Origin of the sequence: Sphingomonas sp. ABOLE (genome assembly GCF_003950455.1) — a bacterium.
GTDB classification, from domain to species: domain Bacteria; phylum Pseudomonadota; class Alphaproteobacteria; order Sphingomonadales; family Sphingomonadaceae; genus Sphingomonas; species Sphingomonas trueperi.
The window spans coordinates 1-23430 of record NZ_QQWY01000015.1 but is presented as its reverse complement, the minus strand read 5'-3'; the positions used below and the strand labels follow the sequence as shown (position 1 = coordinate 23430).

The following is a 23430-nucleotide window of genomic DNA, read 5'->3' as shown; positions in this document are numbered from 1 at the left end:
TGTTCCCGATGATCGTGACGTAACAACTATATTTAACATGTTGAATATACGAAGATGATTTAGGTTAATTGGAACCATTACGATGAGGCAGTTGTTACGCTAGCATCTAAGTTGATGCTGATAGGCTGCAAACCTGCTGATGACTGCAAAGGTACATTTGATCCGGCACGGCGCACATGACGATGTTGGTCAGGTGTTGAGCGGCCGCAGCGCGCGCTCGCCGCTGTCTGCGGCCGGACATGCGCAGGCGCAGTGGCTGGCCACGCATTTCGCGCGCGAGAGTCCGATCGCCGCCATTCATTGCAGCCCCCGCGAGCGCACGCGAGCCACCGCCGAGATCATCGGCGGCCGGATCGGCGTGCGGGCACAGGTGGTGGAGGCGCTCGACGAGGTGGATTTCGGTGCCTGGACCGGCCGCAGCTTCGACGAACTGGAGCGCGATGCCGAATGGCGCGAATGGAACCGCCAGCGCTCTGCCGTCCGCCCGCCCAACGGGGAGAAGATGGCGGAAGCGACCGAACGCGCCGTCGGTCATCTCGACGCGCTGGTAGACCGCGGCTGGAACGGGACGCTGCTCTGCGTCAGCCACTGCGACATCATTCGGGGGGTGATCGCCCATTATCTCGGGCTGGGCCTCGATCGCCTGCTCGCCTTCGACGTGGACCCCGGCTCGGTCAGCACGCTGCTGATCGGCAATTGGGGGGCGCGTCTGCTCAAGCTCAACGGGGGACAGGAATGAAGAACCTTGCAGCCGCGCGGTGCACGCCGGTGGACGATCTGCGCGCGCGGATCGATGCACTGGGGCCATGGTTCCAGAACATCCGCATCCAGGGCGTCGAGACCGCGCCGGACCATTTCCTCGGCGACTATCCCGCCTTCAAGTTCGCCCGCTTCGCCGATGCGCTGCCGGAAGATCTCGAAGGGCGCTCGGTACTCGATATCGGCTGCAATGCGGGCTTCTATGCCTTCGAGATGAAGCGACGCGGCGCGGGTGAGGTACTCGGCATCGACAGCGACGAACGCTATCTGGCGCAGGCACGGTTCGCGGCCGAGGCGCTGGGCTATGACGACGTCCGCTTCGAGAACCGCTCGGTCTACGACGTGGCCGCGCTCGGCCGGCGATTCGATATCGTCATCTTCATGGGCGTGCTCTACCATCTGCGCCACCCGCTGCTGGCGTTGGACCTGATCCGCGAGCACGTCGCGGGCGAGTTCATGCTGTTCCAGACGATGCAGCAGGGATCGGACAGCGTTGCGCAAGTGCCGGAGGATCATCCCTTCCACATGCCCGGCACCTTCGATCCACCGGGCTATTTCAATGATCCCGGTTACCCCAAGCTGCACTTCATCGAGCGCCAGTTCGCGCATGATTGGACCAACTGGTGGGCGCCGAACGCCGCGGCCAGCCAGGCGATGCTGCGCGCGGCGGGCTTCACGATCGAGGCGAACCCGGAATCCGAAGTCTATTGGTGCCGCGTCGCCGACGTGCCCTATGCGGAATACGGCCCCGCTGCAGTCTATCCGGCGAAGGGAGGTGCCGCATGATCGAAGCGGCGATGCTCTGGAACGAGCCCAACAACAAGTCGCATTGGGACCCGGCGATCGACCCCGACTGGTCGATGTTCGCGCAGCATGTGATCGCGGCGGGCAACGCGATCCGCGCGGTGAACCCCACGCTGCCGCGCGTGCTCGGCGGCATGTCGCCGATCGACCCGCACTGGCTGCGGCGGATGGAGGCGCATGGCGCGCTCAAGGCGGTTGATGTGGTCGCCGTCCACGGCTTCCCGCTCGACTGGAACCTGTGGCCGCTCTCCGCCTGGCCCGACAAGATCGCCGAGATCCAGGCGGTCACCGACAAGCCCGTCTGGGTGACCGAGGTCGGCGTCAGCTCGTTCGGCGCCGAGGAAGTGCAGGCATTCGGCCTGCGCCGCACGGCGGAGCTTCTGCGCGGGAAGGCGGAACGGGTCTTCTGGTACTCGCTGTTTGACCTGCCGACCAGCTGGGGCGCCGAGACCCGCCACCGCGAGGCGGAAGGTTCCTCCTATTACCGTCACTTCTATCTCGGCCTGATCCGCGAGGACGGCACGCCCAAGCCTGCGCTCGACGTCTATGCCGAGCATGCCGCCGACATCGGGCTGATGCAGTGGTTCCACTTCCACGATCACCGGCTTGACGAGGCGGTGGCGTGGATGAAGCGGCTGGGTACCCGCCGCATCCGCACCGGGCTCAGCTGGGCGGACAGCTTCCGCGAGAATGCGGTCGACTGGTTCGATCGGCAGATGGAGGCGCTGGCGGACTTCGACGTCACCGTCACCTTCTGCTTCACCCCCGAGCATCTCGGCATCGCGCCGCACCACACCAGCCCGGCACGCGATCCGCAGGCGTTCGCCGATTTCTGCGCCTGGATGATCGATCGCTATGCCGGCACCGCCACCGTGTCGGCGCCGGTCACCCCCCTGGCGCTGGCGACCAGCCAGCCCGAGCTCAACCCCTTGCTGTTCAACCGCGACGAGCGTCTCGCCGCCGAGAGGAGGTCCGCCTGATGCTGTCCCCAGATCGCCATGCCATCAATGTCGCGCTTGTGGGCGTGGGCAACTGTGCCAGCTCGCTGGTGCAAGGCATCGAGCATTACCGCGCCGGCGCCAACGACATGGTCGGGCTGATGCATGCCGAGCTGGGCGGTTATGCCCCCAGCGACATCCGGGTGGTCGCTGCCTGGGACGTGGACAGCCGCAAGGTGGGGCAGGACGTCGCCGAGGCGATCTTCGCCAAGCCCAACTGCACCGTGGTGTTCTGCGACGAGGTTCGGCACACCGGCGCCAAGGTGCGGATGGGCAGGGTGCTGGACGGCGTCGCCGATCACATGGCGAATTATGCGCCGGACCGTACCTTCCTGCTGGGCGACGGTGCGGAACCGAGCAAGGGCGAGATCATCCAGGCGCTGCGCGAGACGAACACGCACGTTCTTATGAACTATCTCCCGGTAGGCTCGCAGGCGGCGACCGAATTCTACGCCGAATGCGCGCTCGAAGCCGGGGTGGCGTTCGTCAACAACATCCCCGTCTTCATCGCCAGCAACCCCGAATGGGCGGCGCGGTTCGAGGCGGCGGGGGTCCCGATCATCGGCGACGACATCAAGGCGCAGCTCGGCGCGACCATCGTCCACCGCGTGCTGACCGACCTGTTCCGCAAGCGCGGCGTCAAGCTGGAGCGGACCTACCAGCTCAACACCGGCGGCAACACCGACTTCCTCAACATGCTCAACCGTTCGCGGCTGGCGTCCAAGAAGGAATCGAAGACCGAGGCGGTGCAGTCGGTCGCCGAGGTGCGGCTGGAAGACGAGAACATCCATGTCGGCCCGAGCGACTATGTCGCGTGGCAGAACGACAACAAGATCTGCTTCCTGCGAATGGAAGGCCAGATGTTCGGCGGCGTACCGATGAACCTCGAACTCCGCCTGTCGGTGGAGGACAGCCCGAACAGCGCCGGCGTGGCGATCGACATGATCCGCTGCGCCAAGCTGGCGCAGGACCGCGGGCTGGGCGGGGCGATCCTTCCGGCGGCGGCATGGTTCTGCAAGCACCCGCCCGAGCAGATGCCGGACGATGATGCGTATGCGGCGGTGGAAGCGTTCATCGCGGGGGAGTGAGGGTGGAAGCCTTGCAAATTCCTCCCCGGAATGGGGAGGGGGACCGCGCTGCGCAGCAGCGTGGTGGAGGGGCCGCCGCGCTAGCGGCGGGTTGCCCGGTGGGTTCAGCCGAACCGCGCCTGCGGCGCGGCCCCTCCACCATCCGCTGCGCGGATGGTCCCCCTCCCCGTGCCGGGGAGGACTTTAGGGGCTCACTCGATCCCCTTTTCCTTCCGGCTCTCGTCGAGCGCGTCGAGCACCTGGACCGGCTGCACATCGGCATGGACTTCCACAAAAGCCGGATCGCCCGCCGAAATGTCGAGCTTCTCCGCGATCCGCGCCACCAGGCCCGCAAGCTTGGTCAGCTCATGCTCGGCGAGCAGGTTGACGTGCAGGTCCAGGTCCGCCCGGCGATCGGCGACTGCCGCCATGCGGTTCTGGCTGATCAGCACGAAGGTCGAGAGGAAGATCGCCTCCACCGACGCGACCATCGCCAGCGCGACGAAGGTGGGATCGAAGCGCGGCAGTACGGGCAGCACCCCCAGATTCACCGAAATCCAGACCCCGAAGAGGATAAGATGCAGCACCACGAACGTCATCGATCCCGTGAAGCGGGTGATCCGATCCGCGACCTTGTCACTGAGCGGTGCGCGCTCGGCATCCTCGCGCTGCCGCGCCGTGAGGTCTTCGATGTTCTGGCGGAGCGTGGCGCCCATGCCCTGGCGTGGTTCGATCATCGACCCCCAACATCGCGTGAAATCAATTGGTTGCACGGAGAGGTCGCATGATGCGCGCGGCGATCCTCGAAGGGCCGGAGCAGATCCGGATCGAAACCGCGACGCTGCCTGCGCCGGGCCCGGGCGAGGTGCGCATCCGGCTGGAGGGCTGCGGCGTCTGCGCCTCCAATGTCGAGCCGTGGCAGGGCCAGCCCTGGAGCCAGTTCCCCGGCGAGCCCGGCGGGCTCGGCCATGAGGGCTGGGGCGAGATCGACGTGGTGGGCGAGGGCGTCGAAGGGCTGATGCCGGGCGATCGCGTGGCATCGCTCTCCTTCCGAAGCTTCGCCGACTATGACGTCGCCAAGGCTGATATGGTGGTGAAGCTGCCCGACAGCCTCTCCGGCCAGCCCTTTCCCGGCGAACCCTTGGGCTGCGCGTTCAACATCTTCCGTCGCAGCGACATCCGCGAAGGCCAGACCGTGGCGATCATCGGAATCGGCTTTCTCGGCGCGGTGCTCACCAGGCTGGCCAGCGACGCCGGCGCCCGGGTGATCGCGATCTCGCGGCGGCAGGAGTCGCTCGATCTCGCCCGGTACTATGGCGCGGTCGAGACGATCCCGATGCACGATCACTATGCGATCATCGACGCGGTCAAGGCGCTGACCGAGGAGGCGATGTGCGCGCGGGTGATCGAGGCGGTCGGCAAGCAATGGCCGCTGGATCTGGCGGGCGAGCTGGTCGGCTTCGGCGGCAAGTTGGTGGTGGCCGGCTATCACCAGGATGGGCCGCGCCAGGTGAACATGCAGGGCTGGAACTGGAAGGGCATCGACGTGATCAACGCGCACGAACGCGACCCCGCGGTTCAGATGCAGGGGCTGCGCGAGGCGGTCGACGCGGTGGCGAGCGGGCGGCTGGATCCGACGCCGCTCTACACCCATCGCTTTGCGCTGGAGGAGCTCGGCGAGGCGCTGGCAGCGACGCGCGACAAGCCCGAGCATTTCGTCAAGGCATTGGTGATGCTGCGATGAGGCCGCGCGTAGGATTCCTCGGCACCGGCTGGATCGGTCGGCACCGGATGGAGGCGATCCTCGCCACCGGTGCGATCGAAGCGGCCGCCTTCGCCGACCCGTCGCCGGCATGCGCCGAGCAGGCGCGGGCGCTGGCACCGAACGCGCGGGCGGTCGACGGGCTGGAGGCGATGCTGGAGCTCGGCCTCGACGGCATCGTCATCGCCACGCCCAGCGCGCTGCACGCGGAGCAGAGCATCCGCGCCTTGGAAGCAGGCGTGGCGGTGTTCTGCCAGAAGCCGCTGGGCCGCACCGCCGACGAAGTGGACGCCGTGATCGCGGCTGCGCGAACCGCCGACCGCCTCCTGGGCGTCGATCTCTCCTATCGGCATACCGAGGGCATGCGCGCGATCGCCAAGCTGGTGCAGGGCGGGGCGCTCGGCCATGTCTTCGCGGTCGATCTGGTGTTCCACAACGCCTATGGGCCGGACAAGCCGTGGTTCTACGACCCGGCGCAGTCGGGCGGCGGCTGCGTGATCGATCTGGGCGTGCATCTGGTGGACCTGGCGCTGTGGACGCTGGGCTTTCCGGGGGTGGACGGGGTGTCGGCGTCGCTGCGTGCACAGGGGCAGCCGCTCGGCGCGATGCAGGTAGAGGACTATGCCACCGCCGCGTTCCGGGCGGGCGACACCGATGTGCGGCTCGCCTGCTCGTGGCGAGTGCATGCGGGAATCGACGCGGAGATCTCGGCAGTGTTCTACGGCACCGAGGGCGGGGCGGCGCTGCGGAATGTCGGCGGCAGCTTCTACGATTTCGTCGCGGAGCGATTCACCGGCACCTCCAAGACGGTGCTGGCGAGCCCGCCGGATGCATGGGGCGGCCGGGCGGCTGCAGCCTGGGCGGAGCAACTGGCACGTTCGCCGTGCTTCGATCCGGAGGCCGCGCATTTCGCGCGCTCGGCCGAGGTGCTGGATCGGATCTACGGGCGGTAAGGCCATTCCCCTCCCGCACGCGGGAGGGGAGCTATTTGGTCCACCGTCCGCCGCGCGCCGAGCTGCGCCTAACTCACGTTACTTTCAACAATTCTTGCAACCCGTGCCGCTGCCGGTGGTTACCTTCTGCACCTCCCAACTGCAGGAGACTGGATCATGGCCACCCCGCCGAACGATCCCGAGGTGCGCGACGAACAGCGCGACCCCGGCTCGACCGAGACCAACCCCGCCGCCACGTCGACCCCGGCGCCTGCCGAGGGCGACGACGATCTTCCCCCGAAGCTGCCCGGTTCGCCGCAGGGCTGAACCGCCAACGGAGGCATTATGGCCGACACGATGAACCGCGCGTCGCAGGACGACGCGCCGCTGAGTACTGCCAACAACGAACGCCAGGCGATCGACGAGGCGACCGACGGCCTGATCGTCCAGCGCGGCGACAAGCTTGTCGCGCGTGCCGTGACGATCAACCGTCCACGCGCTGAACTCTACGCCTTCTGGCGCGATTTCAGCAATTTGCCGCCGATCCTCGACAATGTCGTCCGGATCGACGTGCTCGACAGCGAACGCAGCCACTGGGTGGTGAAGTCCCCCGGCGGTGGCACGGTCGAGTGGGACTCGCGGATCACCGAGGACCGTGAGGGCGAACTGATCGCCTGGGCTTCCGAGGACGGCGCCGACATCCCCAATAGCGGCCGGATCGAGTTTCGCGACGCCGGGACCCGTGGCACGGTGGTCGTCGCGACGATCAACTACGACCAGCCCTTCGGCACCCTGGGCCGCGTCCTATCGCGCATCTTCCAGCGCGAGCCGAAGATGCAGGCGCAGCGCGACCTGCGCCGCTTCAAGCAACTCATGGAAACCGGCGAGATCGCAACCTCGTCCCGCACCAAGCAACAGCTCGAGGAGGAGCGGAACTGATGCGCGCACTCACCTGGCACGGCAAGCACGACGTCCGCGTCGACACGGTCGACGATCCCGAGATCCTCAATCCGCGCGACGCGATCATCAAGATCACCTCGACCGCGATCTGCGGCTCGGACCTCCACCTCTATGACGGCTTCATCCCGACGATGATGGCCGGCGACATCCTCGGCCATGAATTCATGGGCGAAGTGGTCGAGGTCGGCGCCCGCTCGACGCTCAAGAAGGGGCAGCGCGTGGTGGTGCCGTTCACCATCTCCTGCGGCTCCTGCTATCATTGCGGCAAGCACCAGTACTCCGCCTGCGAGAACGGGCTGCCCGCCGACAACCAGGACCTCGGGCAGGAAATGTACGGGCAGCCGATGGGCGCGCTGTTCGGCTACAGCCACCTCACCGGCGGCCATGCCGGCGGCCAGGCCGAATATGTCCGCGTGCCGTTCAGCGACGTCGGCCCGATCGTGATCCCCGACGGCATCGAGGACGACAAGGTGCTGTTCCTCTCCGACATCCTGCCCACCGGCTGGATGGCGGCGGAAAATGCCGAGATCGAGCCGGGCGACACCGTGGCGGTGTGGGGCTGCGGCCCGGTCGGCCTGTTCGCGGTGCAGTCGGCCTTCCTGATGGGCGCCGAGCGCGTCATCGCGATCGACCATTTCCCGCGTCGCCTCGAACTCGCCCGCCGCTTCGGCGCGGAGACGATCAACTTCGAGGAGACCGACACGGCAGCCGCGCTGTTCGAGATGACCGGCGGCATCGGTCCCGATGCGGTGATCGACAGCGTCGGCCTTGAGGCGCACGGCTTCTTTGTCGACAACGTGCTCGACCAGATCAAGAAGTCGACCTTCCTCGGCACCGATCGCATCCACTCGATCCGCCAGGCGATCCTCGCCTGCCGCAAGGGCGGCCGTGTCTCGATGCCGGCGGTCTATGGCGGCTTCGTCGACAAGTTCCCGCTCGGGGCGCTGATGGAGAAGGGGCTGACGCTCAAAACCGGCCAGACCCACGTCCAGCACTATATGCCCGCCCTGCTAAACGCGATCATCGAAGAGAAGATCGATACCACCTTCCTGATCAGCCACACCCTGCCGCTGGAGCAGGCGCCGCAGGGCTACAAGATGTTCCACGACAACCAGAACGAAGTGACCAAGGTCGTGCTGAAGCCCGGCGTGGCGCCGGCGGCCGAATAAGCGGAGACACGGAAATGGCGAACAAATTTGCTATCGTGACTGGTGCCTCGACCGGCATCGGCCTGGAACTGGCGCGGCTCGCGGCGCGCGACGGCTATGACCTGCTGGTGGTGGCAGACACGCCGCTGGTCGATGCCGCGGCGGCGCTCAAGGGCGAGGGCGTCGACGTACAGTCGGTCGAGACCGACCTTTCGTCCATCGAAGGCGTCGACCGGCTGCTGGCGGCGGCCGGCGGGCGCCGGGTCGACCTGCTCTGCGCCAATGCCGGTCACGGCCTGGGCGGCGGCTTCCTCGATCAGGACGTCGCCGAATGGCGACACGTGATCGACACCAACATCACCGGCACCGTCTATCTGCTGCAGAAGGTGCTGCGCCAGATGCGCGACGCAGGCGAAGGCAAGGTGCTGATCACCGGCTCGATCGCGGGCTGGATCCCGGGCAGCTTCCAAGCGGTGTATAACGGCTCCAAGGCGTTCGTGGACAATTTCGCCGCGGCGATCCGCAACGAGCTCAAGGAGGTGAAGGGCATCACCATCACCACCTTGCTGCCGGGACCGGTCGAGACCGAGTTCTTCGAGCGTGCCGGCATGATGGACACCAAGGTCGGCCAGAGCGAGAGCAAGTCCGATCCGGCCGATGTCGCCAAGGACGGCTGGACGGCGTTGATGAAGGGGACGGACAACATCGTTTCCGGCCTGTCCAACAAGCTGCAGGTCGCCGGCGCCGGCGTGCTGCCGCAATCGGTGACCGCCGAGCAGCACCGCAAGATCGCCGAGCCCGGCAGCGGCGAATGACTGAGGCGGCCGGGCAGTTGCCAGCCCGGCCCCGATAATGCCATGGCATCCCGCTCAGGATGGGAGAGGGGTGCCATGCGTCTCAGGTCGCTGTTGTTCGTGCCGGGCGATCGGCCGGAGCGCTTCGCCAAGGCGGCGGCGAGCGGTGCCGATGCGCTGATCCTCGACCTCGAGGATTCGGTGGTGGCGGACCGGAAGGACTTCGCCCGTGATGCCATCGCTGAATGGCTCGCCGAGGCGGCCGACACACCCTGCTTCGTTCGGGTTAATCCGCTCGGGACCCCCGCGATCGTCGACGACCTCGCCGCCATCGCCGGGAGCCGCCCGGCGGGGCTGGTACTCCCCAAGGCAGACGGCGCTGCGGCCATCCGCACGCTGGTGGCACTGGTCGCCCAGGCAGGCGCCGCGTGCCCGCCGATCCTCCCCATCGCCACCGAAACGCCCGCCGCGCTGTTCCACCTCGGCAGCTATGGCGAAGTCGCGGCGCATCTCGCCGGGCTCACCTGGGGCGCGGAGGATCTGCCGGCGGCAATCGGTGCCGCCAGCGCGCGGGAGGAGGATGGCGGCTATACCGCGCCCTTCGCGATGGTGCGCGCGCTGGCGCTGTTCGCCGCCCATGCCGCGGGAGCCGCGGCGATCGAGACGGTCTATCCCGACATTGCCGATATCGACGGGCTTTCTGCCTATGTCGCGCGCGGCCGCCGCGACGGATTCACCGGCATGCTCGCGATTCACCCGGCGCAGATCGAGCCGATCAACCGTGGATTTACCCCGAGCGAGGCCGAAATCGCTGCGGCGGAGGAAATCGTACAGGCATTTCGTGCCCATCCCGAGGCGGGGGCGCTGCGGCTGAACGGCCGGATGATCGACCGCCCGCATCTCGAACAGGCGCGCCGTTTGTTAGCGCGCGCGGAATAGCGCTGCCCGCCCCGCAGCCGCCGATGTAACCCGTTTCAGTCCGACAGCTTGTTGCGCTGCAATGAAGCTTGCAAGTTTGTTGCACGGGTGAAAGCTAATTACGGGCTGTAACATCGAAAACACACCGGCGGACAAAATCAAACCTGTCGGACAGCTTCGTGTTTCAAACATTGACAATGTTGCAACCGATGGTAGCGATACCGCGGTAGCGAAAGCATCGGGGCGTTCGCAACAAAAACGGTTTCCGACGAACAAAGTCGGCAGAGGAGGGGACATGAAGAGCGTATCGCGTTCGACTATATGGTCGCGCTCGGCTTCCATGATGGCAGTGGCTGCCTGCATGGTCTTGCCAACGATTGCACAAGCACAGACCGACAACGTTGCCAACGCTGCGGTGCCGCAAGAAAGCGGGCAGGGCGAAGAAATCGTCGTGACCGGTATTCGTGCGTCGCTGGAACGGGCAATCGCGATCAAGCGCGAGTCTCCGGGTATCGTCGACGCGATTTCGGCGGAAGACATCGGCAAGTTCCCGGATACCAACCTGGCGGAATCGCTGCAGCGCGTGCCCGGCGTGTCGATCAACCGTACCAACGGCGAAGGTTCGCTCGTCACGGTCCGCGGTTTCGGTCCCAACTTCAATCTGGTGACGCTGAACGGGCGTCAGCTCGCCGCGGCCAATGTCGCGGTGGTCGGTGGTGACCAGAATTCGGACGGTGCGCAGGGGACCACCCGCTCGTTCGACTTCTCCAATCTGGCCACCGAGGGCGTTCGCACGCTCGAAGTGTACAAGACCGGTCGCGCAGCGGTTCCCTCGGGCGGCATCGGCGCGACGATCAACGTCGTCACGCGGCGTCCGCTCGACAACGGTACTGCCGGCTTGAGCGGCAGTGTCGGGGCGAAGGCGGTGTACGACACCAGCGTCGACGGCTGCCTCGATTGCGGTTCGAAGGTAACGCCGGAATTCTCGGGCGTGCTCAGCTGGAGCGATCCCGAGCAGCGGCTCGGCTTCAACCTGTTCGGCAGCTATCAGAAGCGTAACTTCACATCGATTTCGGCCACGTCGAACGACTGGAACATCATCCCGTACAGCACCTTCCTGACCGGCGGCTTCGCGCGCAGCGGCGGTGCGTGCACGGGCGCGGCGACGCCGACCTGCACGGTCGTGAAGAACGCGCCGACCAATCCGAACCAACTCGTCGCGATCCCCAACGACAGCCGCTATCACTATGCCGAGGGCAGCCGTGAGCGCATCAACGGGCAGGCGACGGTGCAGTTCAAGCCCACCGACACGCTGACGCTGACCGCCGACGCGCTCTATGCGCAGAACAAGCAGCGCGAAGAGCGCTCCGACGTCTCGAACTGGTTCAGCCGCCCGTTCGACGAGGTGACCTTCGACGGCAACACCACCGTCGCCACCGCGACCTATCTCCACGAGACGCTGGGCGGCCAGAAGGACGAAGGCTTCGAGGCGCAGTCGCGCGCGCAGAAGAGCAAGATCGAGGATTACGGCCTCAACGCGAAGTGGGAAATCTCGCCCACCTTCTCGCTGAACCTCGACGGCCACATCAGCTCGGCTTCCAGCCGCCCGGACAACCCCAATGGCGTCAGCTCGACGCTGATGGGCATGGGCGCGAACGTCGTCGCGGCGCATTCGGTCACCTATCTGTCGGGCATCCCGCAGCAGGACATCACGCTGGGCGCCAGCGCGCCGCTCGACATCAACGATGTCGGCTCGTCGATCGGACGGACGCGCAGCTCGATCCAGAACCAGAAGGTCAAGGAAGTCCGCGCCGATTTCGGCTGGGACCTGGGCGAGGGCAGCCGCTTCGACTTCGGCGGCAACTTCCGCAAGGTCGAAACCACGCAGACCTACACCGAGACGCAGCAGACGCTGGGTGACTGGGGCCTCGCCAACCCGGGCGACGTGCAGCGCCAGGCGCCGGGCGCGCTCCAGGCCTTCTGTCTGGTCTGCAAGTTCGAGCATTACAACCCCGGCTCGGATCCGGACTCGCGGCTTGCCTTCCGAGGCAACGGCGCGGCGATCTACTCGATCATGTCGCCTTATTATGCCAGCCGCGGCAACGCGGTCGCGGTGAACAGCCGCAACGACAACCGCGTCAACGAAGAGATCTGGGCAGCCTATGGCCAGCTGACCTGGAAGGGCGAGATCGGCAACGCGCCAGCGCGCCTCGTCGGTGGCCTGCGCTACGAACACACCAAGTCGCACACGACCTCGCTGACCGCGGTTCCGGCCGGGATCGAGTGGGATTCGGACAACGACTTCACCGTGGTCCTGTCCAACCAGGGGCAGTATCTGAGCGACGGCGGCAGCTACGACAACATCCTGCCGCAGGTCGACTTCCAGGTGGAACTGCAGCGGAACCTGCTCGCCCGCCTGTCGTACAGCAAGACCATCGCGCGGCCGAACTACAACAACCTCTACACCTCGGTCACCGTCGGCGGCCCGCCGCGCCCCAGCATCAACGGCGGCATCCCGACCGGCAATACCGGCAACGCCCGGCTGCGCCCGCTGATCTCGGACAATTTCGACGCGTCGCTGGAATGGTATTTCAAGCCGGACAGCTATGTTTCCGCGTCGTTCTTCGACAAGCGCGTGCGGAACTTCATCGGCAACGGCCAGTATACCTCGCCCTTGTTCGGCCTGCGGGATCCGACGTCGGCGGTGGCCGGCAGCCGTTCGGGTGCGGCGCGCGATGCGTTGCAGGGGATCGGTGCGGACACCAGCGACGTCAATCTCTACGTGATGACCTCGCTGATCCAGTCCACCGGCTCGACCGCCGCGGCCGTCCAGCAGTTCAACGCCAACTACAACGCCACCGCGCGTGCGCTGGACGAGGCCTTCATCCAGTCGATCAACAACGGCCCACGGATCCAGGCCAACGGTACCGACGCGCTCTGGCAGTTCCAGGTCACCCAGCCGATCAACAATCGGGATGCGGAGATCTACGGCGTCGAACTGGCCGGCCAGTACTTCCTCGGCACCACCGGCTTCGGCGTGGCGGCACAGTACACGCTGGTGCGCGGCAATATCGGCTTCAACATCGGTGCCGATCCGTCGCAGGACCAGTTCGCGCTGGTCGGCCTCAGCGATACCGCCAGCGGCACGCTGATCTACGACAAGAACGGCATCTCGGCCCGTCTCGCCTATAACTGGCGCGGCAAGTCGCTGTCGGGCGTCAACCGCCAGGGCTCGCGCAACCCCGAGTTCACGGCGCCGTTCGGCCAGCTGGACATGAACATCAGCTACGAGATCACGCCGCAGATCGCGATCACCTTCGAAGGCATCAACCTGACCGAGGAGAGCGTGCGGACCTACGCGCGTGACGAGAAGCAGCTGTGGTTCGCGCAGGAGCTCGATCGCCGCTTCCTGCTGGGCGCTCGCTTCAAGTTCTGAGCTACCGCGCATCCGCGCGAGTGGAGAGGGAGGGTCGCTGCCCCGCGCAGCGGCCCTTTCCTTTATCCGCGCGGCATGCCGATGGTTGAGAGGGCCGAGGCTTTGCGCCATGGTCCCGCCGAACCGGGCCCGACGTCCGGCAACATGGATGCTAATCGAATGACGAACCCGGTCGCGCTGGACAATGTGCTCCACCAGGACCTGCGCGTCGCCTTCCGCTACGGCGCGGAATTTGGCGATGTCGCCAATCAGATCCTCATTTTCCCCACCGAGTTCGAGGCGGTGCAGCGCGAATTCCCAATCCTGTTCCGCGACGCGGAAGGCGAGGGGCTGCAGGCGGTGGCGCTCACCGGCTTCGACCTGGACGAGAACCTGTTCTTCGACGGCGAACGCTGGACGAGCCGCTACATCCCCGCGCTCCAGCAGCGCGGACCTTTCTCGATCGGCATCCCCGGCGACGGCGCCGATCCGGAGGAGGGGCCCACGGTGCATGTCGACATGGACGATCCGCGGGTGGGCACCGAGGCCGGCGAGCTGCTGTTCCTGCCCCAGGGCGGCGCGACCCGTTATCTGGAGCATGTCTCGCGCGTGCTGGGACGGATCCATGCGGGCCTGGGCGCCGCGGCACCGGTCTATGCGCTGTTCCAGGAACTGGGGCTGCTCGAGGCCAATGTGATCGAAGTGACCTTGCACGACGAGCAGCGCTACCGGATCGATGGCTTCCAGATGCTGTCGCACGAGCGGCTGGAGGCGCTGGACGGCGCCGCGATCGAGCGGCTGCACCGCGCCAATGTGCTGGGGCTGGCCTATCTGGTGGCGTCGTCGCTCGGCAACATCAGCGCGCTGATCGAGCGCAAGAACGCAGGCGCCGGCCGGTGAACGTGCTCGCCGGTGTCGCGCCCGCCGTACGGGTGATCGACGGTGTGGCGCCCGACGCCATTCCGTTCGACCAGCTGATGGAAGCGCAGCAGCCGGTGATCCTGAAGGCGATCGCCGCCGACTGGCCGCTGGTGCGCGCCGGCCGCGCCTCGACCGATGCAGCGATGGACCTGCTGCAGCGCTTCGACGCCGGTCGCCCGGTGGTGACTTTTACCGGCGCCCCCGAGATCCACGGGCGGTTCTTCTACGACGAGACCGTCACCGGCCTGAACTTCACCGGCCGCCGCGAGCCGCTGACGCCGCTGCTCGACGCAATGCGCGCGCGGATTGGCGACGCGCACGCGCCGAGCGTCTATGTCGGTTCCACCGATCTCGACGAATATCTGCCGGGCTTCCGGGCGGAGAACGACCTCGTACTCGATCACCCGATGTTCGCCCGGCATCTGGCGAGCATCTGGATCGGCAACCGCACCACCGCGACCTGCCATTACGATATGTCGCACAATCTGGCGGTGTGCGCGGTGGGGCGCCGGCGCTTCACCCTGTTCCCGCCCGACCAGATCGCCAACCTCTATCCCGGCCCGCTCGAACCGACGCCGGGCGGGCAGGTGGTCAGCATGGTCGACTTCGCCGCGCCCGATTTCGATCGTCACCCCGGCTTCCGCGCGGCGATGGCGACGGCGCAGGTGGCCGAGATGGAGGCGGGTGACCTGCTCTTCTATCCCGCCATGTGGTGGCACCATGTCGAGGCGCTGGCGCCGTTCAACGTGCTGGTGAACTATTGGTGGAACACCAGTCCCGCCTGGCTCGATACGCCCCAGCTCACCTTGCTCCACGGACTGCTCAGCCTGCGCGATCGCCCGGCATCCGAAAAGCAGGCCTGGAAGGCGTTGTTCGACTATTACGTGTTCGGCGACCCCGAGCGCCCGGCTGAACATCTGCCGGAGGCGGCGCGGGGTCCGCTGGCGCCGATCGACGCGATGGCCGCCCGTCGGCTGCGTGCCCAACTTCTCCACCGACTGAATCGCTGAGGTTCATTCGTACCTGCGCAAATGGTCGACGGAATCCGGCGGCCTGCCGCGTAATGGTTAATTTTTCCGCCAAGCCGATCGTTTGCCTAGACAAATCGACGGAACCCGTTGCGCGCGCGCCTGTTCGGGGACTGCCATGATGCGGGCATGATCCATGCGGCCGCTCCTGGCGTGTTGTACCCTGTTCAGGAGGATTTGCGGATGATTAAAGGCGCTTTGAGCGCGGCGGCCCTGGTTGCGGGCCTGTCGCTTACCCCGGTCGCGGCACAGGCCGCCACCGTCATCGGCGGTGCGACCGCCATCGATCTCACCGCGACCAGCACCTTCAATTCGCTCGGCTACAAGGTCGCGACCTACGGCACCGCGAGCGCCTTCAAGATCGGCAACGACCTCGTCGCCGCGTTCCTCATCACCGGCGGCTCACGCAACGACACGACCGGTGCGACGATCATCGACCATGCCGGTTCGGGCCTGAAATTCTCGCTGGGCGGCAACACGCTCAGCATCGGCAATTTCCAGATCGATACGGCAGCCGGCCTGGTCCGCGGCAGCGCCACGGCCAATGGCTTCACCCTCGGCGACAACCTGTCGCTGTTCAACCTCGGCACCGGCTCGGTGCTGACGCTGACCAACGAAGCGGCGGCCGCGTTCCAGACGACGCTGGGCACTGCCGGTCTCGCCGGCGCCACCATCGGCACGGCGACCCCGGTCGCGGTATTCGGCCCGAGCGGCGTGCCGGAGCCGGCCAGCTGGGGCTTGATGATTGCGGGCGTGGGCTTTGTCGGCGCGTCGCTGCGCCGTCGTGCTCGCAGCGCGGCGCGCCTCGCCGCCGCCTGAGCGTCAAAGCGGACATGGAAACGGCCGGGAGATCGCTCTCCCGGCCGTTTTCTTTTGTCCGGCGTGCGCAGCTTAGAAGCTTGCCCAGTCGTCCGCGTCGGCCCCGGCCATCGCGGCAGCGGGAAGGGGCTTCACCGGCGAGACATAGCCACCGCCGTTGCTGCGCGGCGCTTGGCGCTTGGGCTGCGGCTGTGGCTGCGCCGCCTGTCGGACGGGCGCCGCATGCTGCCCGCCCACTTCGAACTGGTGCGCGGAATCGCTGAGGCTGGTGACCTCGGCATTAAGGTTGCGCGCGGCGGCGGAGGTCTGCTCCACCATCGCGGCGTTCTGCTGCGTGCTGTGGTCCATCGTCTGCACCGCCGCGGCGATCTGGGAGATTGCAGTGGCCTGCGCCTGATTGTCGGTCGCCATCGCGCTGACCAGCTGGTGGACCTCGGCGGTCGCGGTCGAGATGGTGTCGAGCGCGCCTTCCACCTGCTGGACGGTCTGCACCGCCTCGACGATGTCCTTCTGCGTCGCGCTCAGCTGGTCGCGGGCGCGGCTGGCTTCCTCCTCCGAGCGCATCGCCAGCTGCGAGACGAGATCGGCGACCACCGCGAAGCCGCGGCCTGCCTCGCCGGCACGCCCCGCTTCCACCGCGGCGTTCATCGCGAGAACGCGGGTCTGGAAGGCGATCTTGTCCAGGCCCTCGATCACGCTGTCGATGCCCTTGGCGCCTTCGGAGACGCGGGTCATCGCCTGCACCGCGGTGTCGGTGATTGCGCGGCCATCGTTGACGGTCTGGATCGCGCCGTTGGTGCGCTGGACGGTGGTGTCGGCGGCGCGGGCGGTGGCCTTGAGCCGCTGGTCCATCTGGGTGACCGCCGCGGCGGTCTGCTCCAGGCTGGCGGCATTGGCTTCGGTGCGCTTGGCCAGGTCTTCCGAGGCCATCGCGATCTCGCTCGATCCGGTGCGGATCGTCGTGGCGCTGTCGAGCACCTGGGCGATCAGCGCGCGCAGATTGGCGACGGCGCGGTTGAAATTGGACTTCACCGGCTCGAATTCCGGCGCCACCGCGATGTCGATCGTGGCGGTGAGGTTGCCGTGCGACAATGCGTCCAGCTGGCTGTCGAGCGCTTCGAGCAGGCGGGCCTGTTCTGCATCGGCGGCGGCCTTGGCCTGCTGGGTCGACTGGAGGCCGATGGCATTCTCGCGGAATACCTCGACGGTGCGGGCCATGGTGCCCAGTTCGTCGCCGCGATCGGTGCCCGGCACGGTGCGACGGAGGTCGCCCCCGGCAACGGCCTGCATCGCGGACTGCAGCGCGTTGAGCGGATCGGTGATGCCGACGCGCGCGACGAGATAGCCGGTGCCCATCGCCACGAGCAGCGAGACCACGTTGATTACGACGAGCGTCCACACGGTCGATTCGCCGGCGGCCTGCAGCTTGTGCGACGTCTCGGCTGCGACCTTCATCCGGTCGTTGTTGAAGGCGAGGAGATGTTGCGAGATGGTCTGGATTTCGGGGTCCACCTCGCGCAGCAGCGCCAGCGCGGCGGCGTCTTCGTTGCGCAGGCCGTGCTGGATGGCGGCCTGGGTCCTGTCCTGCAGCGTCTCGATCTTGGCGCGAACTTCGTCGAGCACCGGCTTGGCGGACGGGTCTTCCCGTTCGATCTGGCCCAGCAGCGCCTTGGCCTGGGTGTAATTGTCCTTTTCCTCGCCCTCGGTTTCGCGCGCCATCGTGCTGTTGCCGTCATAGGCGACGGCGCGATAGCCGGCATAGGCCATCGCCTCGAGCAGGCGGTTGAGCCGGGCGGTGTGGGTGGTGCTGGGCAGCTTGCCCAGCGTGAGTTCGGAATAATCGCGGTTGGCGCGATTGAGGCTGCTGGCGCTGATCGCGCTGACGACCAGCGTCACCAGGCTGATCAAGGCGATCACCGCCAGGATTTTGACGGGCACGCGCACGCGCGCGAGTAACTGTTTCATCCCTAGAATCCCCAATGCACCGGCGTTGGATGCACCGGTGGCAAGTACCCCATTATAGAATCCGCGCGCTGCGCCGTGGTGCTTCTGGCGCCATAAATGTGGTCGATAACACGCTGGCGCCTCGCGGGACTTCGGAAGCGTGGGCGCGACCGATCGGTGCGATTGGCGCCGGATTTCCGCCGCATCGCCTATAATGCGGAGCGAGGCGCCGCGACGGCGTCGGGGGAAGGTATGCGCGTGGTACGACTGGCTCTGGTGATGATCGCCCGGAACGAGGCGCGCGCAATCGCGCGGGCGCTCGATAGCGCGCGTCCCCATGTCGATCGCATGATCGTGCTCGATACCGGCTCGACCGACGACACGGTGGCGATCGCCGAGCGCTGCGGCGCGAGGGTCCACACATTCGTCTGGCGCGACGATTTCGCCGCCGCCCGCAACGCCGCGCTCGACCATGCCGACGCGGACTGGAACCTGGTGCTCGACGCCGATGAGTGGCTCGAGGGCGGATTCGAGGCACTTTTGCCCGCGGCGCTGCCTACCGGGCGCAAGGCGCCGGCCGCGTTCATCGGCTGCGCGCGGCTGCGCAACGAGGGGGACGCCGGCACCGTTGCCCGACGGTTTCTGCCGAGGATCCTGCCGCGCGGGGTGCGCTATGCCGGACGGATCCACGAACAGCCGGTGTCGCCGCTGCCGCTGGTGCCGGGTGCGCTGCGCATCGGGCATGACGGCTATGCCGAGGCGCAGCTTGCCGCCAAGCAGGGCCGCAACCTCGCGCTGCTGCAGGTGGCGCTCGCCGAGGCGCCCGAGGATTGCTATCTCTGGTACCAGCTTGGGCGGGAGCATCTCGTCCGCGGCGAGGTCGAGGCGGCGGTCGAACCGCTGCAGAGGGCCTATCGCCTGACCGCGCCCGATGCGGCCTATCGCCACGCCGTGGTGCTTTCCAATATCCGCGCGCTGAAGGAAGCGGGCCGGCTCCACGATGCGCTGGCGCTGGTCGATGCCGAGCAGGCCGCCTGGTCGACCTCGCCCGATTTCTATTTCGCCGTCGCCGACCTCTATCTCGAATGGGCGAGCCGTGCGCCGGAACTCGCGATCGACGAGCTGCTGCCGGTGGTGGAGGGCGCGTGGCTTCGCTGCCTGGAGATCGGCGAACAACCCTTGCTCGACGGGTCCGTGGTCGGGTGCGGCAGCTATCTCGCGGCCGGCAACCTGGCGATGTTCTACGAGCGTCTGGGGATAGTGGACGAGGCCGAGCGCTATGCCGCGCTGGAACGCGAGTTGCTCGCTGCGGCCTGATCCATCCAGCCGGCGCGCGGCGGTCCTCGGGCGCCTCAGCGTCGTTGATCGCTCACGCTGATACCGGTATCAGAGCGGCCCGTCGAAAGGATCGGCGCGACGCAGGGAATCGAAGCGATGGCGAAGCAAGCGGCAGTCGAGCAAATCGCCCAGGCCTTCGTAGCCGCACGCCGCGCCCGACAAGGCTTCGCCGACTATCCGGGTCCGCTGCCGGAGACGCTCGGCGACGGCTACGCCATCCAGACCCGCGCCATCCAACTGTTCGATCAGCCGATCGCGGGATGGAAGGTCGGTCGCGTGCCCGAGGCGCTGGTAGCGCGGCACGGCGTGAACCGCCTGTCGGGCCCGATCTTCGCCGACAGCGTGGTGTGGGCGAAGCCAGGCGAAACGCCGGAAATGCCCGTGTTCCGCAACGGCTTCGGCGCGACGGAAGCGGAGTATCTGCTCCGGCTCGGCGCGCTGCCCGACAGTTTCGACCGCGCCTGGACCAACGAGGCGGTGCTGCCGTTCATCGACGATATCCGAGTGGGCATCGAGATCGCCGGTTCGCCCTTCGAGGGCATCAACCGCCACGGCCCCGCCGTCACCATTTCGGACTTCGGCAACAACAACGGCCTGTTGATCGGATACCGTATATCTTCTGGAGAGGATTTCCTTCACTGGCCAGTGTCGCTAACGATCGACGGGGAGGTCGCTGGAACCGGCACTGCGAGCGCCATGCTCGACGGACCGATCGGAGCGGTGCGCTTCCTGTTCGAACGCGCGCGCCAAGGGCTGCCCCTGGCGGAAGGCCAGTGGCTATCGACCGGCGCCGTCACCGGCGTCCACCCGGTACGGCCGGGGCAGAAAGTCGAGGCGCGATTCGGGCCGGAGCTGTGCGTGCAATGCTCGATCGGGATCGCCTGATCCCGGGACGGCGGAGTGGGATTGGAGAGTTGATGGCGAGCAAGGGCGAAGCCGCGGTAAGCGGCGCCGTGGAACGGGTGGGGCGGTATCGCTGGGTGATTTGCGGGCTGCTGTTCGCGGCCACCATCATCAATTACATCGATCGCCAGATGATCGGCGTGCTCAAGCCCACGCTGATGGCCGACCTGCACTGGACCGAGCAAGACTTTGCCGGGGTCATCATCTGGTTCCAGTTCGCCTATGCCGTCGGCTATATCCTGTTCGGCAAGATCGTCGACCAGGTCGGCGCGCGCGTCGGCTACACCATCGCCTTCGTCGTCTGGCAGGTGGCGCACATCTTCCACGGTGCGGCCCATAACATCACCCAGTTCGCCATCGCCCGCTTCGCGCTGGGCATCGGCGAGTCCGGCAACTTCCCGGCCGGCATCAAGGCGGTGACCGAGTGGTTCCCGGCCAAGGAGCGCGCCTTCGCGATCGGCGTGTTCAATGCCGGCGCGAACATCGGCGCGGTGCTCACCCCGCTGGTCATCCCGTATATGGTGATCGCCTGGGGCTGGCGCTCGGCCTTCGTCATCACCGGCGTGGTCAGCTTCGTCTGGCTGATCGCCTGGTGGCTGCTCTACCGCAGCCCGCGCGAGCACCCCAAGGTGACCGAGGGCGAACTCGCCTGGATCGAGCAGGACCCCGCCGACAAGGTGCAGAAGCTCGGCTATGGCTCGGTCCTCATGAAGCGCGAAACCTGGGCGTACGCGCTCGGCAAGTTCTTCATCGATCCGGTGTGGTGGTTCTTCCTGTTCTGGCTGCCGGGCTATCTGTTCGAGCGCTATCAGCTCGATCTCAAGACCTTCGGCCTGCCGCTCGCGGCGATCTATCTCGTGTCGGACATGGGTAGTGTGGCCGGCGGCTGGCTCTCCTCGCGGCTGATGCGCGCGGGCTACACTGCCAATGTCGCGCGCAAGCTGACGATGCTGGTCTGCGCCTTCGCGGTGCTGCCGGTGCTGTTCGCGGAATCGCTCACCAGCGTGTGGATGGCAGTCGCCGTGATCGGCATCGCGACGGCGGCGCACCAGGCCTTCTCCGCCAACCTCTATGCGCTGCCCGCGGACATGTTTCCGCGCGGCGCGGTGGGTTCGGTGATCGGCATCGGCGGCACCGTGGGGGCAGTGGGCGGCATCCTGATGTCCTTCTATGCCGGCGAAGTGCTGGCGCGGATCGGCAGCTACTGGCCGCTCTTCGCGGTGGCCGGCAGCGCCTATTTCGTCGCGCTCGCCTGCGTGCATTTCCTGTCGCCGCGGCTCGCTCGCGTCGACATGGGCGCCTGATTTTTCTCTGACCTGTCCGGAGTCTCCGATGGCCAAGCCGCTCAAGCTCGATCCCGACCGGCTGTTGCCGGCCGAGGACCGCACCCGCGCGATCGCGCGCGAACTGTATCGTGAAGTCGCCGAGCTGCCGATCATCAGCCCGCACGGCCATACCGATGCGAGCTGGTTCTCGACCAACGCCAACTGGTCGAACGCGACCGAGCTGCTGCTCTCGCCCGACCATTATATCTACCGCATGCTCTATTCGCAGGGCGTGTCGCTCGACGCGCTGTGCGTGCCGAGCAAGGCCGGCATGCCCGCCACCGATCCCCGCGCGGCCTGGCGCACCTTTGCCGAGCATCTCTACCTGTTCCGCGGTACCCCCTCGGCGATGTGGCTGGGCCATGTGTTCGGCGAGGTGTTCGGCTTCGACGTCGCGCTCGACGGCGAGACGGCCGATTTCTACTACGACACGATCAACGCCAAGCTGGCGAGCGACGACTTCCGCCCCCGCGCGCTGTTCGATCGCTTCAACATCGAGTTCCTCGCCACCACCGAGGGTCCGCAGGACGACCTCTCGGCGCACCATGCCGTGCAGGCATCAGGCTGGCCGGGCCGCGTCGTCACCACCTATCGCCCCGATGCGGTGATCGATGTCGAGCACGAGCAGTTCCACGGCGCGCTCAAGATCTTCGCCGAGAAGACGGGTGAGGATGTGTATAGCTGGGACGGCTATCTCGCCGCGCACGCCAAGCGTCGCACCGACTTCCGCGCCGCTGGGGCCACCGCAACCGATCATGGCCACCCAACCGCGCGCACCGCGAACCTGAGCAAGGCCGAGGCCGCCGCGCTGTTCGCCAAGATCCTCGGCAGCGACTGGACTCCGGCCGATGCCGAGCTGTTCCGCGCGCAGATGCTCACCGAAATGGCGGCGATGAGCGTCGAGGACGGGATGGTGATGCAGATCCACCCGGGCAGCTTCCGCAACCATAATGGCGGCCTGTTCGCCAGCCATGGCCGCGACAAGGGTGCCGACATCCCGATGGCGACGGAGTATGTCCACGGCCTCAAGCCGCTGCTCGATCGCTTCGGCACCTCGACCGCGCTGTCGATCATCCTCTTCACGCTCGACGAGACGGTCTATTCGCGCGAGCTGGCGCCGCTGGCGGGTCATTATCCGTGCCTCAAGCTGGGCCCGGCCTGGTGGTTCCATGACAGCCCCGAAGGCATGCGCCGCTTCCGTGAGCAGGTGACCGAGACGGCGGGCTTCTACAACACCGTCGGCTTCAACGACGACACCCGCGCCTTCCTCTCGATTCCGGCGCGCCACGATGTCGCGCGGCGGATCGACTGCGGCTTCCTGGCGCAGCTGGTCGCCGAGGGGCGACTGCTCGACTGGGAAGCGGCGGAACTGGCGTTCGAACTCACCAACGGGCTTGTACGCAAGGCCTACAAGCTCGATAGAGCCTGATAGACACCGGTGGCATAAGCGCCGCCCGAGGGAGACAGAGGATGTTCGACCGTACCTATTACGCCACGCACCCGGACATGATGGCGTGCGTGAGCAATGAGGAACTGCGCGACCGCTATCTGATCTCCGGGCTGTTCCGGGAAGGCGAATGCGTGCTCAACTACAC

The 23430-nt window shown here is 66.7% G+C and carries 22 protein-coding genes and 1 pseudogene; 20 read left to right on the top strand and 3 right to left on the bottom strand.

All coding sequences use genetic code 11. From position 1 onward, the window contains the following. The first annotated feature begins 139 nt into the window (after positions 1 to 139). Genes CA234_RS11045 through CA234_RS11030 form a run of 4 tightly spaced genes read left to right on the top strand, consistent with a single transcriptional unit; the run spans position 140 to position 3649 of the window. The gene (locus tag CA234_RS11045) at positions 140 to 739 is read left to right on the top strand and encodes a histidine phosphatase family protein (RefSeq protein ID WP_125974771.1); all 600 of its coding nucleotides are present in this window, start codon (positions 140 to 142) and stop codon (positions 737 to 739) included. Next, positions 736 to 1545: a TIGR04290 family methyltransferase gene (locus tag CA234_RS11040; RefSeq protein WP_125974769.1), complete on the top strand. Its 810-nt coding sequence runs from the start codon at positions 736 to 738 to the stop codon at positions 1543 to 1545. The genes CA234_RS11045 and CA234_RS11040 overlap by 4 nt, the downstream gene beginning before the upstream one ends. Continuing rightward, entirely contained in the window at positions 1542 to 2543 is a 1002-nt protein-coding gene (locus CA234_RS11035) for a glycosyl hydrolase (RefSeq protein ID WP_126001707.1), read from the top strand. Before CA234_RS11040 ends, CA234_RS11035 begins: the two co-directional genes overlap by 4 nt. Further along, on the top strand, positions 2543 to 3649 hold the full coding sequence (locus tag CA234_RS11030) for an inositol-3-phosphate synthase (RefSeq protein WP_126001706.1): 1107 nt from the start codon (positions 2543 to 2545) through the stop codon (positions 3647 to 3649). Before CA234_RS11035 ends, CA234_RS11030 begins: the two co-directional genes overlap by 1 nt. A gap of 191 nt (positions 3650 to 3840) precedes the next feature. Here the strand turns inward: CA234_RS11030 and CA234_RS11025 are convergent, their stop codons facing one another. After that, a complete protein-coding gene (locus CA234_RS11025) occupies positions 3841 to 4365 on the bottom strand; it encodes a DUF1003 domain-containing protein (protein ID WP_125974763.1) in 525 nt (174 codons plus the stop codon). 47 nt (positions 4366 to 4412) lie between these two features. Between CA234_RS11025 and CA234_RS11020 the strand changes: the two genes are divergently transcribed. The 7 genes from CA234_RS11020 to CA234_RS10995 all read left to right on the top strand — a co-directional run bounded on the left by CA234_RS11020 (position 4413) and on the right by CA234_RS10995 (position 10163). Then, a complete protein-coding gene (locus CA234_RS11020) occupies positions 4413 to 5372 on the top strand; it encodes a zinc-binding dehydrogenase (RefSeq protein WP_126001705.1) in 960 nt (319 codons plus the stop codon). Then, positions 5369 to 6343: a Gfo/Idh/MocA family oxidoreductase gene (locus tag CA234_RS11015; RefSeq protein WP_126001704.1), complete on the top strand. Its 975-nt coding sequence runs from the start codon at positions 5369 to 5371 to the stop codon at positions 6341 to 6343. Before CA234_RS11020 ends, CA234_RS11015 begins: the two co-directional genes overlap by 4 nt. Before the next feature lie 156 nt (positions 6344 to 6499). After that, positions 6500 to 6649: a hypothetical protein gene (locus CA234_RS24355; protein ID WP_164521791.1), complete on the top strand. Its 150-nt coding sequence runs from the start codon at positions 6500 to 6502 to the stop codon at positions 6647 to 6649. A gap of 18 nt (positions 6650 to 6667) precedes the next feature. After that, positions 6668 to 7261 (top strand): SRPBCC family protein, encoded by a 594-nt coding sequence (locus CA234_RS11010; protein ID WP_241213458.1) that lies wholly within the window; start codon positions 6668 to 6670, stop codon positions 7259 to 7261. Next, positions 7261 to 8451: a zinc-dependent alcohol dehydrogenase gene (locus CA234_RS11005; RefSeq protein ID WP_126001703.1), complete on the top strand. Its 1191-nt coding sequence runs from the start codon at positions 7261 to 7263 to the stop codon at positions 8449 to 8451. The genes CA234_RS11010 and CA234_RS11005 overlap by 1 nt, the downstream gene beginning before the upstream one ends. A gap of 14 nt (positions 8452 to 8465) precedes the next feature. After that, entirely contained in the window at positions 8466 to 9245 is a 780-nt protein-coding gene (locus CA234_RS11000) for an SDR family NAD(P)-dependent oxidoreductase (RefSeq protein ID WP_126001702.1), read from the top strand. Positions 9246 to 9320: 75 nt separating this feature from the next. Continuing rightward, positions 9321 to 10163, top strand: a complete 843-nt coding sequence (locus tag CA234_RS10995; RefSeq protein WP_125974753.1) for a CoA ester lyase — start codon at positions 9321 to 9323, stop codon at positions 10161 to 10163. On the opposite strand, the gene CA234_RS24350 is transcribed toward CA234_RS10995, so the two are convergent. Further along, positions 10146 to 10550 carry a hypothetical protein gene (locus CA234_RS24350; protein ID WP_164521788.1) on the bottom strand — a complete coding sequence of 135 codons (405 nt, stop codon included), beginning with the start codon at positions 10548 to 10550 and terminating at the stop codon, positions 10146 to 10148. The two genes, CA234_RS10995 and CA234_RS24350, sit on opposite strands and share 18 nt — an antisense overlap. Here CA234_RS24350 and CA234_RS10990 point away from each other — a divergent pair. From CA234_RS10990 to CA234_RS10975, 4 genes are all read left to right on the top strand, one after another. Beyond that, the gene (locus CA234_RS10990; RefSeq protein ID WP_125974751.1) at positions 10438 to 13578 is read left to right on the top strand and encodes a TonB-dependent receptor; all 3141 of its coding nucleotides are present in this window, start codon (positions 10438 to 10440) and stop codon (positions 13576 to 13578) included. The two genes, CA234_RS24350 and CA234_RS10990, sit on opposite strands and share 113 nt — an antisense overlap. Positions 13579 to 13737: 159 nt before the next feature. After that, positions 13738 to 14457 (top strand): SapC family protein, encoded by a 720-nt coding sequence (locus CA234_RS10985; protein ID WP_125974749.1) that lies wholly within the window; start codon positions 13738 to 13740, stop codon positions 14455 to 14457. Then, positions 14454 to 15488, top strand: a complete 1035-nt coding sequence (locus CA234_RS10980; RefSeq protein ID WP_125974747.1) for a cupin-like domain-containing protein — start codon at positions 14454 to 14456, stop codon at positions 15486 to 15488. Before CA234_RS10985 ends, CA234_RS10980 begins: the two co-directional genes overlap by 4 nt. A 201-nt stretch (positions 15489 to 15689) precedes the next feature. After that, positions 15690 to 16325 (top strand): PEPxxWA-CTERM sorting domain-containing protein, encoded by a 636-nt coding sequence (locus tag CA234_RS10975; RefSeq protein ID WP_164521790.1) that lies wholly within the window; start codon positions 15690 to 15692, stop codon positions 16323 to 16325. A 72-nt stretch (positions 16326 to 16397) separates the two neighbouring features. Here the strand turns inward: CA234_RS10975 and CA234_RS10970 are convergent, their stop codons facing one another. Then, positions 16398 to 18290 carry a methyl-accepting chemotaxis protein gene (locus CA234_RS10970; RefSeq protein WP_241213457.1) on the bottom strand — a complete coding sequence of 631 codons (1893 nt, stop codon included), beginning with the start codon at positions 18288 to 18290 and terminating at the stop codon, positions 16398 to 16400. A gap of 237 nt (positions 18291 to 18527) precedes the next feature. On the opposite strand from CA234_RS10970, the gene CA234_RS10965 reads away from it, so the two are divergent. The 5 genes and pseudogenes from CA234_RS10965 to CA234_RS24900 all read left to right on the top strand — a co-directional run. Continuing rightward, the gene (locus tag CA234_RS10965; protein ID WP_241213456.1) at positions 18528 to 19586 is read left to right on the top strand and encodes a glycosyltransferase family 2 protein; all 1059 of its coding nucleotides are present in this window, start codon (positions 18528 to 18530) and stop codon (positions 19584 to 19586) included. Positions 19587 to 19703: 117 nt separating this feature from the next. Then, positions 19704 to 20492, top strand: a complete 789-nt coding sequence (locus CA234_RS10960) for a 2-keto-4-pentenoate hydratase (protein WP_125974741.1) — start codon at positions 19704 to 19706, stop codon at positions 20490 to 20492. A 32-nt stretch (positions 20493 to 20524) separates the two neighbouring features. Further along, the gene (locus CA234_RS10955; protein WP_125974739.1) at positions 20525 to 21814 is read left to right on the top strand and encodes an MFS transporter; all 1290 of its coding nucleotides are present in this window, start codon (positions 20525 to 20527) and stop codon (positions 21812 to 21814) included. A gap of 28 nt (positions 21815 to 21842) precedes the next feature. After that, positions 21843 to 23264, top strand: coding sequence for a glucuronate isomerase (uxaC, locus tag CA234_RS10950; RefSeq protein ID WP_125974737.1), 1422 nt, complete (start codon positions 21843 to 21845; stop codon positions 23262 to 23264). A gap of 41 nt (positions 23265 to 23305) precedes the next feature. Beyond that, positions 23306 to 23430: pseudogene (locus CA234_RS24900) on the top strand (5-dehydro-4-deoxy-D-glucuronate isomerase); the annotation flags it as partial.

Excerpts from the sequence above, each read along its gene's own strand:
- CA234_RS11005 (WP_126001703.1), top strand. The coding sequence starts at position 7,261 with ATGCGCGCACTCACCTGGCACGGCAAGCACGACGTCCGCGTCGACACG.
- CA234_RS10955 (WP_125974739.1), top strand. The coding sequence starts at position 20,525 with ATGGCGAGCAAGGGCGAAGCCGCGGTAAGCGGCGCCGTGGAACGGGTG.
- CA234_RS10985 (WP_125974749.1), top strand. The coding sequence starts at position 13,738 with ATGACGAACCCGGTCGCGCTGGACAATGTGCTCCACCAGGACCTGCGC.
- CA234_RS11010 (WP_241213458.1), top strand. The coding sequence starts at position 6,668 with ATGGCCGACACGATGAACCGCGCGTCGCAGGACGACGCGCCGCTGAGT.
- CA234_RS11015 (WP_126001704.1), top strand. The coding sequence starts at position 5,369 with ATGAGGCCGCGCGTAGGATTCCTCGGCACCGGCTGGATCGGTCGGCAC.
- CA234_RS10990 (WP_125974751.1), top strand. The coding sequence starts at position 10,438 with ATGAAGAGCGTATCGCGTTCGACTATATGGTCGCGCTCGGCTTCCATG.
- CA234_RS11030 (WP_126001706.1), top strand. The coding sequence starts at position 2,543 with ATGCTGTCCCCAGATCGCCATGCCATCAATGTCGCGCTTGTGGGCGTG.
- CA234_RS11025 (WP_125974763.1), bottom strand. The coding sequence starts at position 4,365 with ATGATCGAACCACGCCAGGGCATGGGCGCCACGCTCCGCCAGAACATC.
- CA234_RS11000 (WP_126001702.1), top strand. The coding sequence starts at position 8,466 with ATGGCGAACAAATTTGCTATCGTGACTGGTGCCTCGACCGGCATCGGC.
- CA234_RS11020 (WP_126001705.1), top strand. The coding sequence starts at position 4,413 with ATGATGCGCGCGGCGATCCTCGAAGGGCCGGAGCAGATCCGGATCGAA.
- CA234_RS11040 (WP_125974769.1), top strand. The coding sequence starts at position 736 with ATGAAGAACCTTGCAGCCGCGCGGTGCACGCCGGTGGACGATCTGCGC.
- CA234_RS10970 (WP_241213457.1), bottom strand. The coding sequence starts at position 18,290 with ATGAAACAGTTACTCGCGCGCGTGCGCGTGCCCGTCAAAATCCTGGCG.
- uxaC (WP_125974737.1), top strand. The coding sequence starts at position 21,843 with ATGGCCAAGCCGCTCAAGCTCGATCCCGACCGGCTGTTGCCGGCCGAG.
- CA234_RS10995 (WP_125974753.1), top strand. The coding sequence starts at position 9,321 with ATGCGTCTCAGGTCGCTGTTGTTCGTGCCGGGCGATCGGCCGGAGCGC.
- CA234_RS11035 (WP_126001707.1), top strand. The coding sequence starts at position 1,542 with ATGATCGAAGCGGCGATGCTCTGGAACGAGCCCAACAACAAGTCGCAT.
- CA234_RS24355 (WP_164521791.1), top strand. The coding sequence starts at position 6,500 with ATGGCCACCCCGCCGAACGATCCCGAGGTGCGCGACGAACAGCGCGAC.
- CA234_RS10975 (WP_164521790.1), top strand. The coding sequence starts at position 15,690 with ATGATTAAAGGCGCTTTGAGCGCGGCGGCCCTGGTTGCGGGCCTGTCG.
- CA234_RS10960 (WP_125974741.1), top strand. The coding sequence starts at position 19,704 with ATGGCGAAGCAAGCGGCAGTCGAGCAAATCGCCCAGGCCTTCGTAGCC.
- CA234_RS11045 (WP_125974771.1), top strand. The coding sequence starts at position 140 with ATGACTGCAAAGGTACATTTGATCCGGCACGGCGCACATGACGATGTT.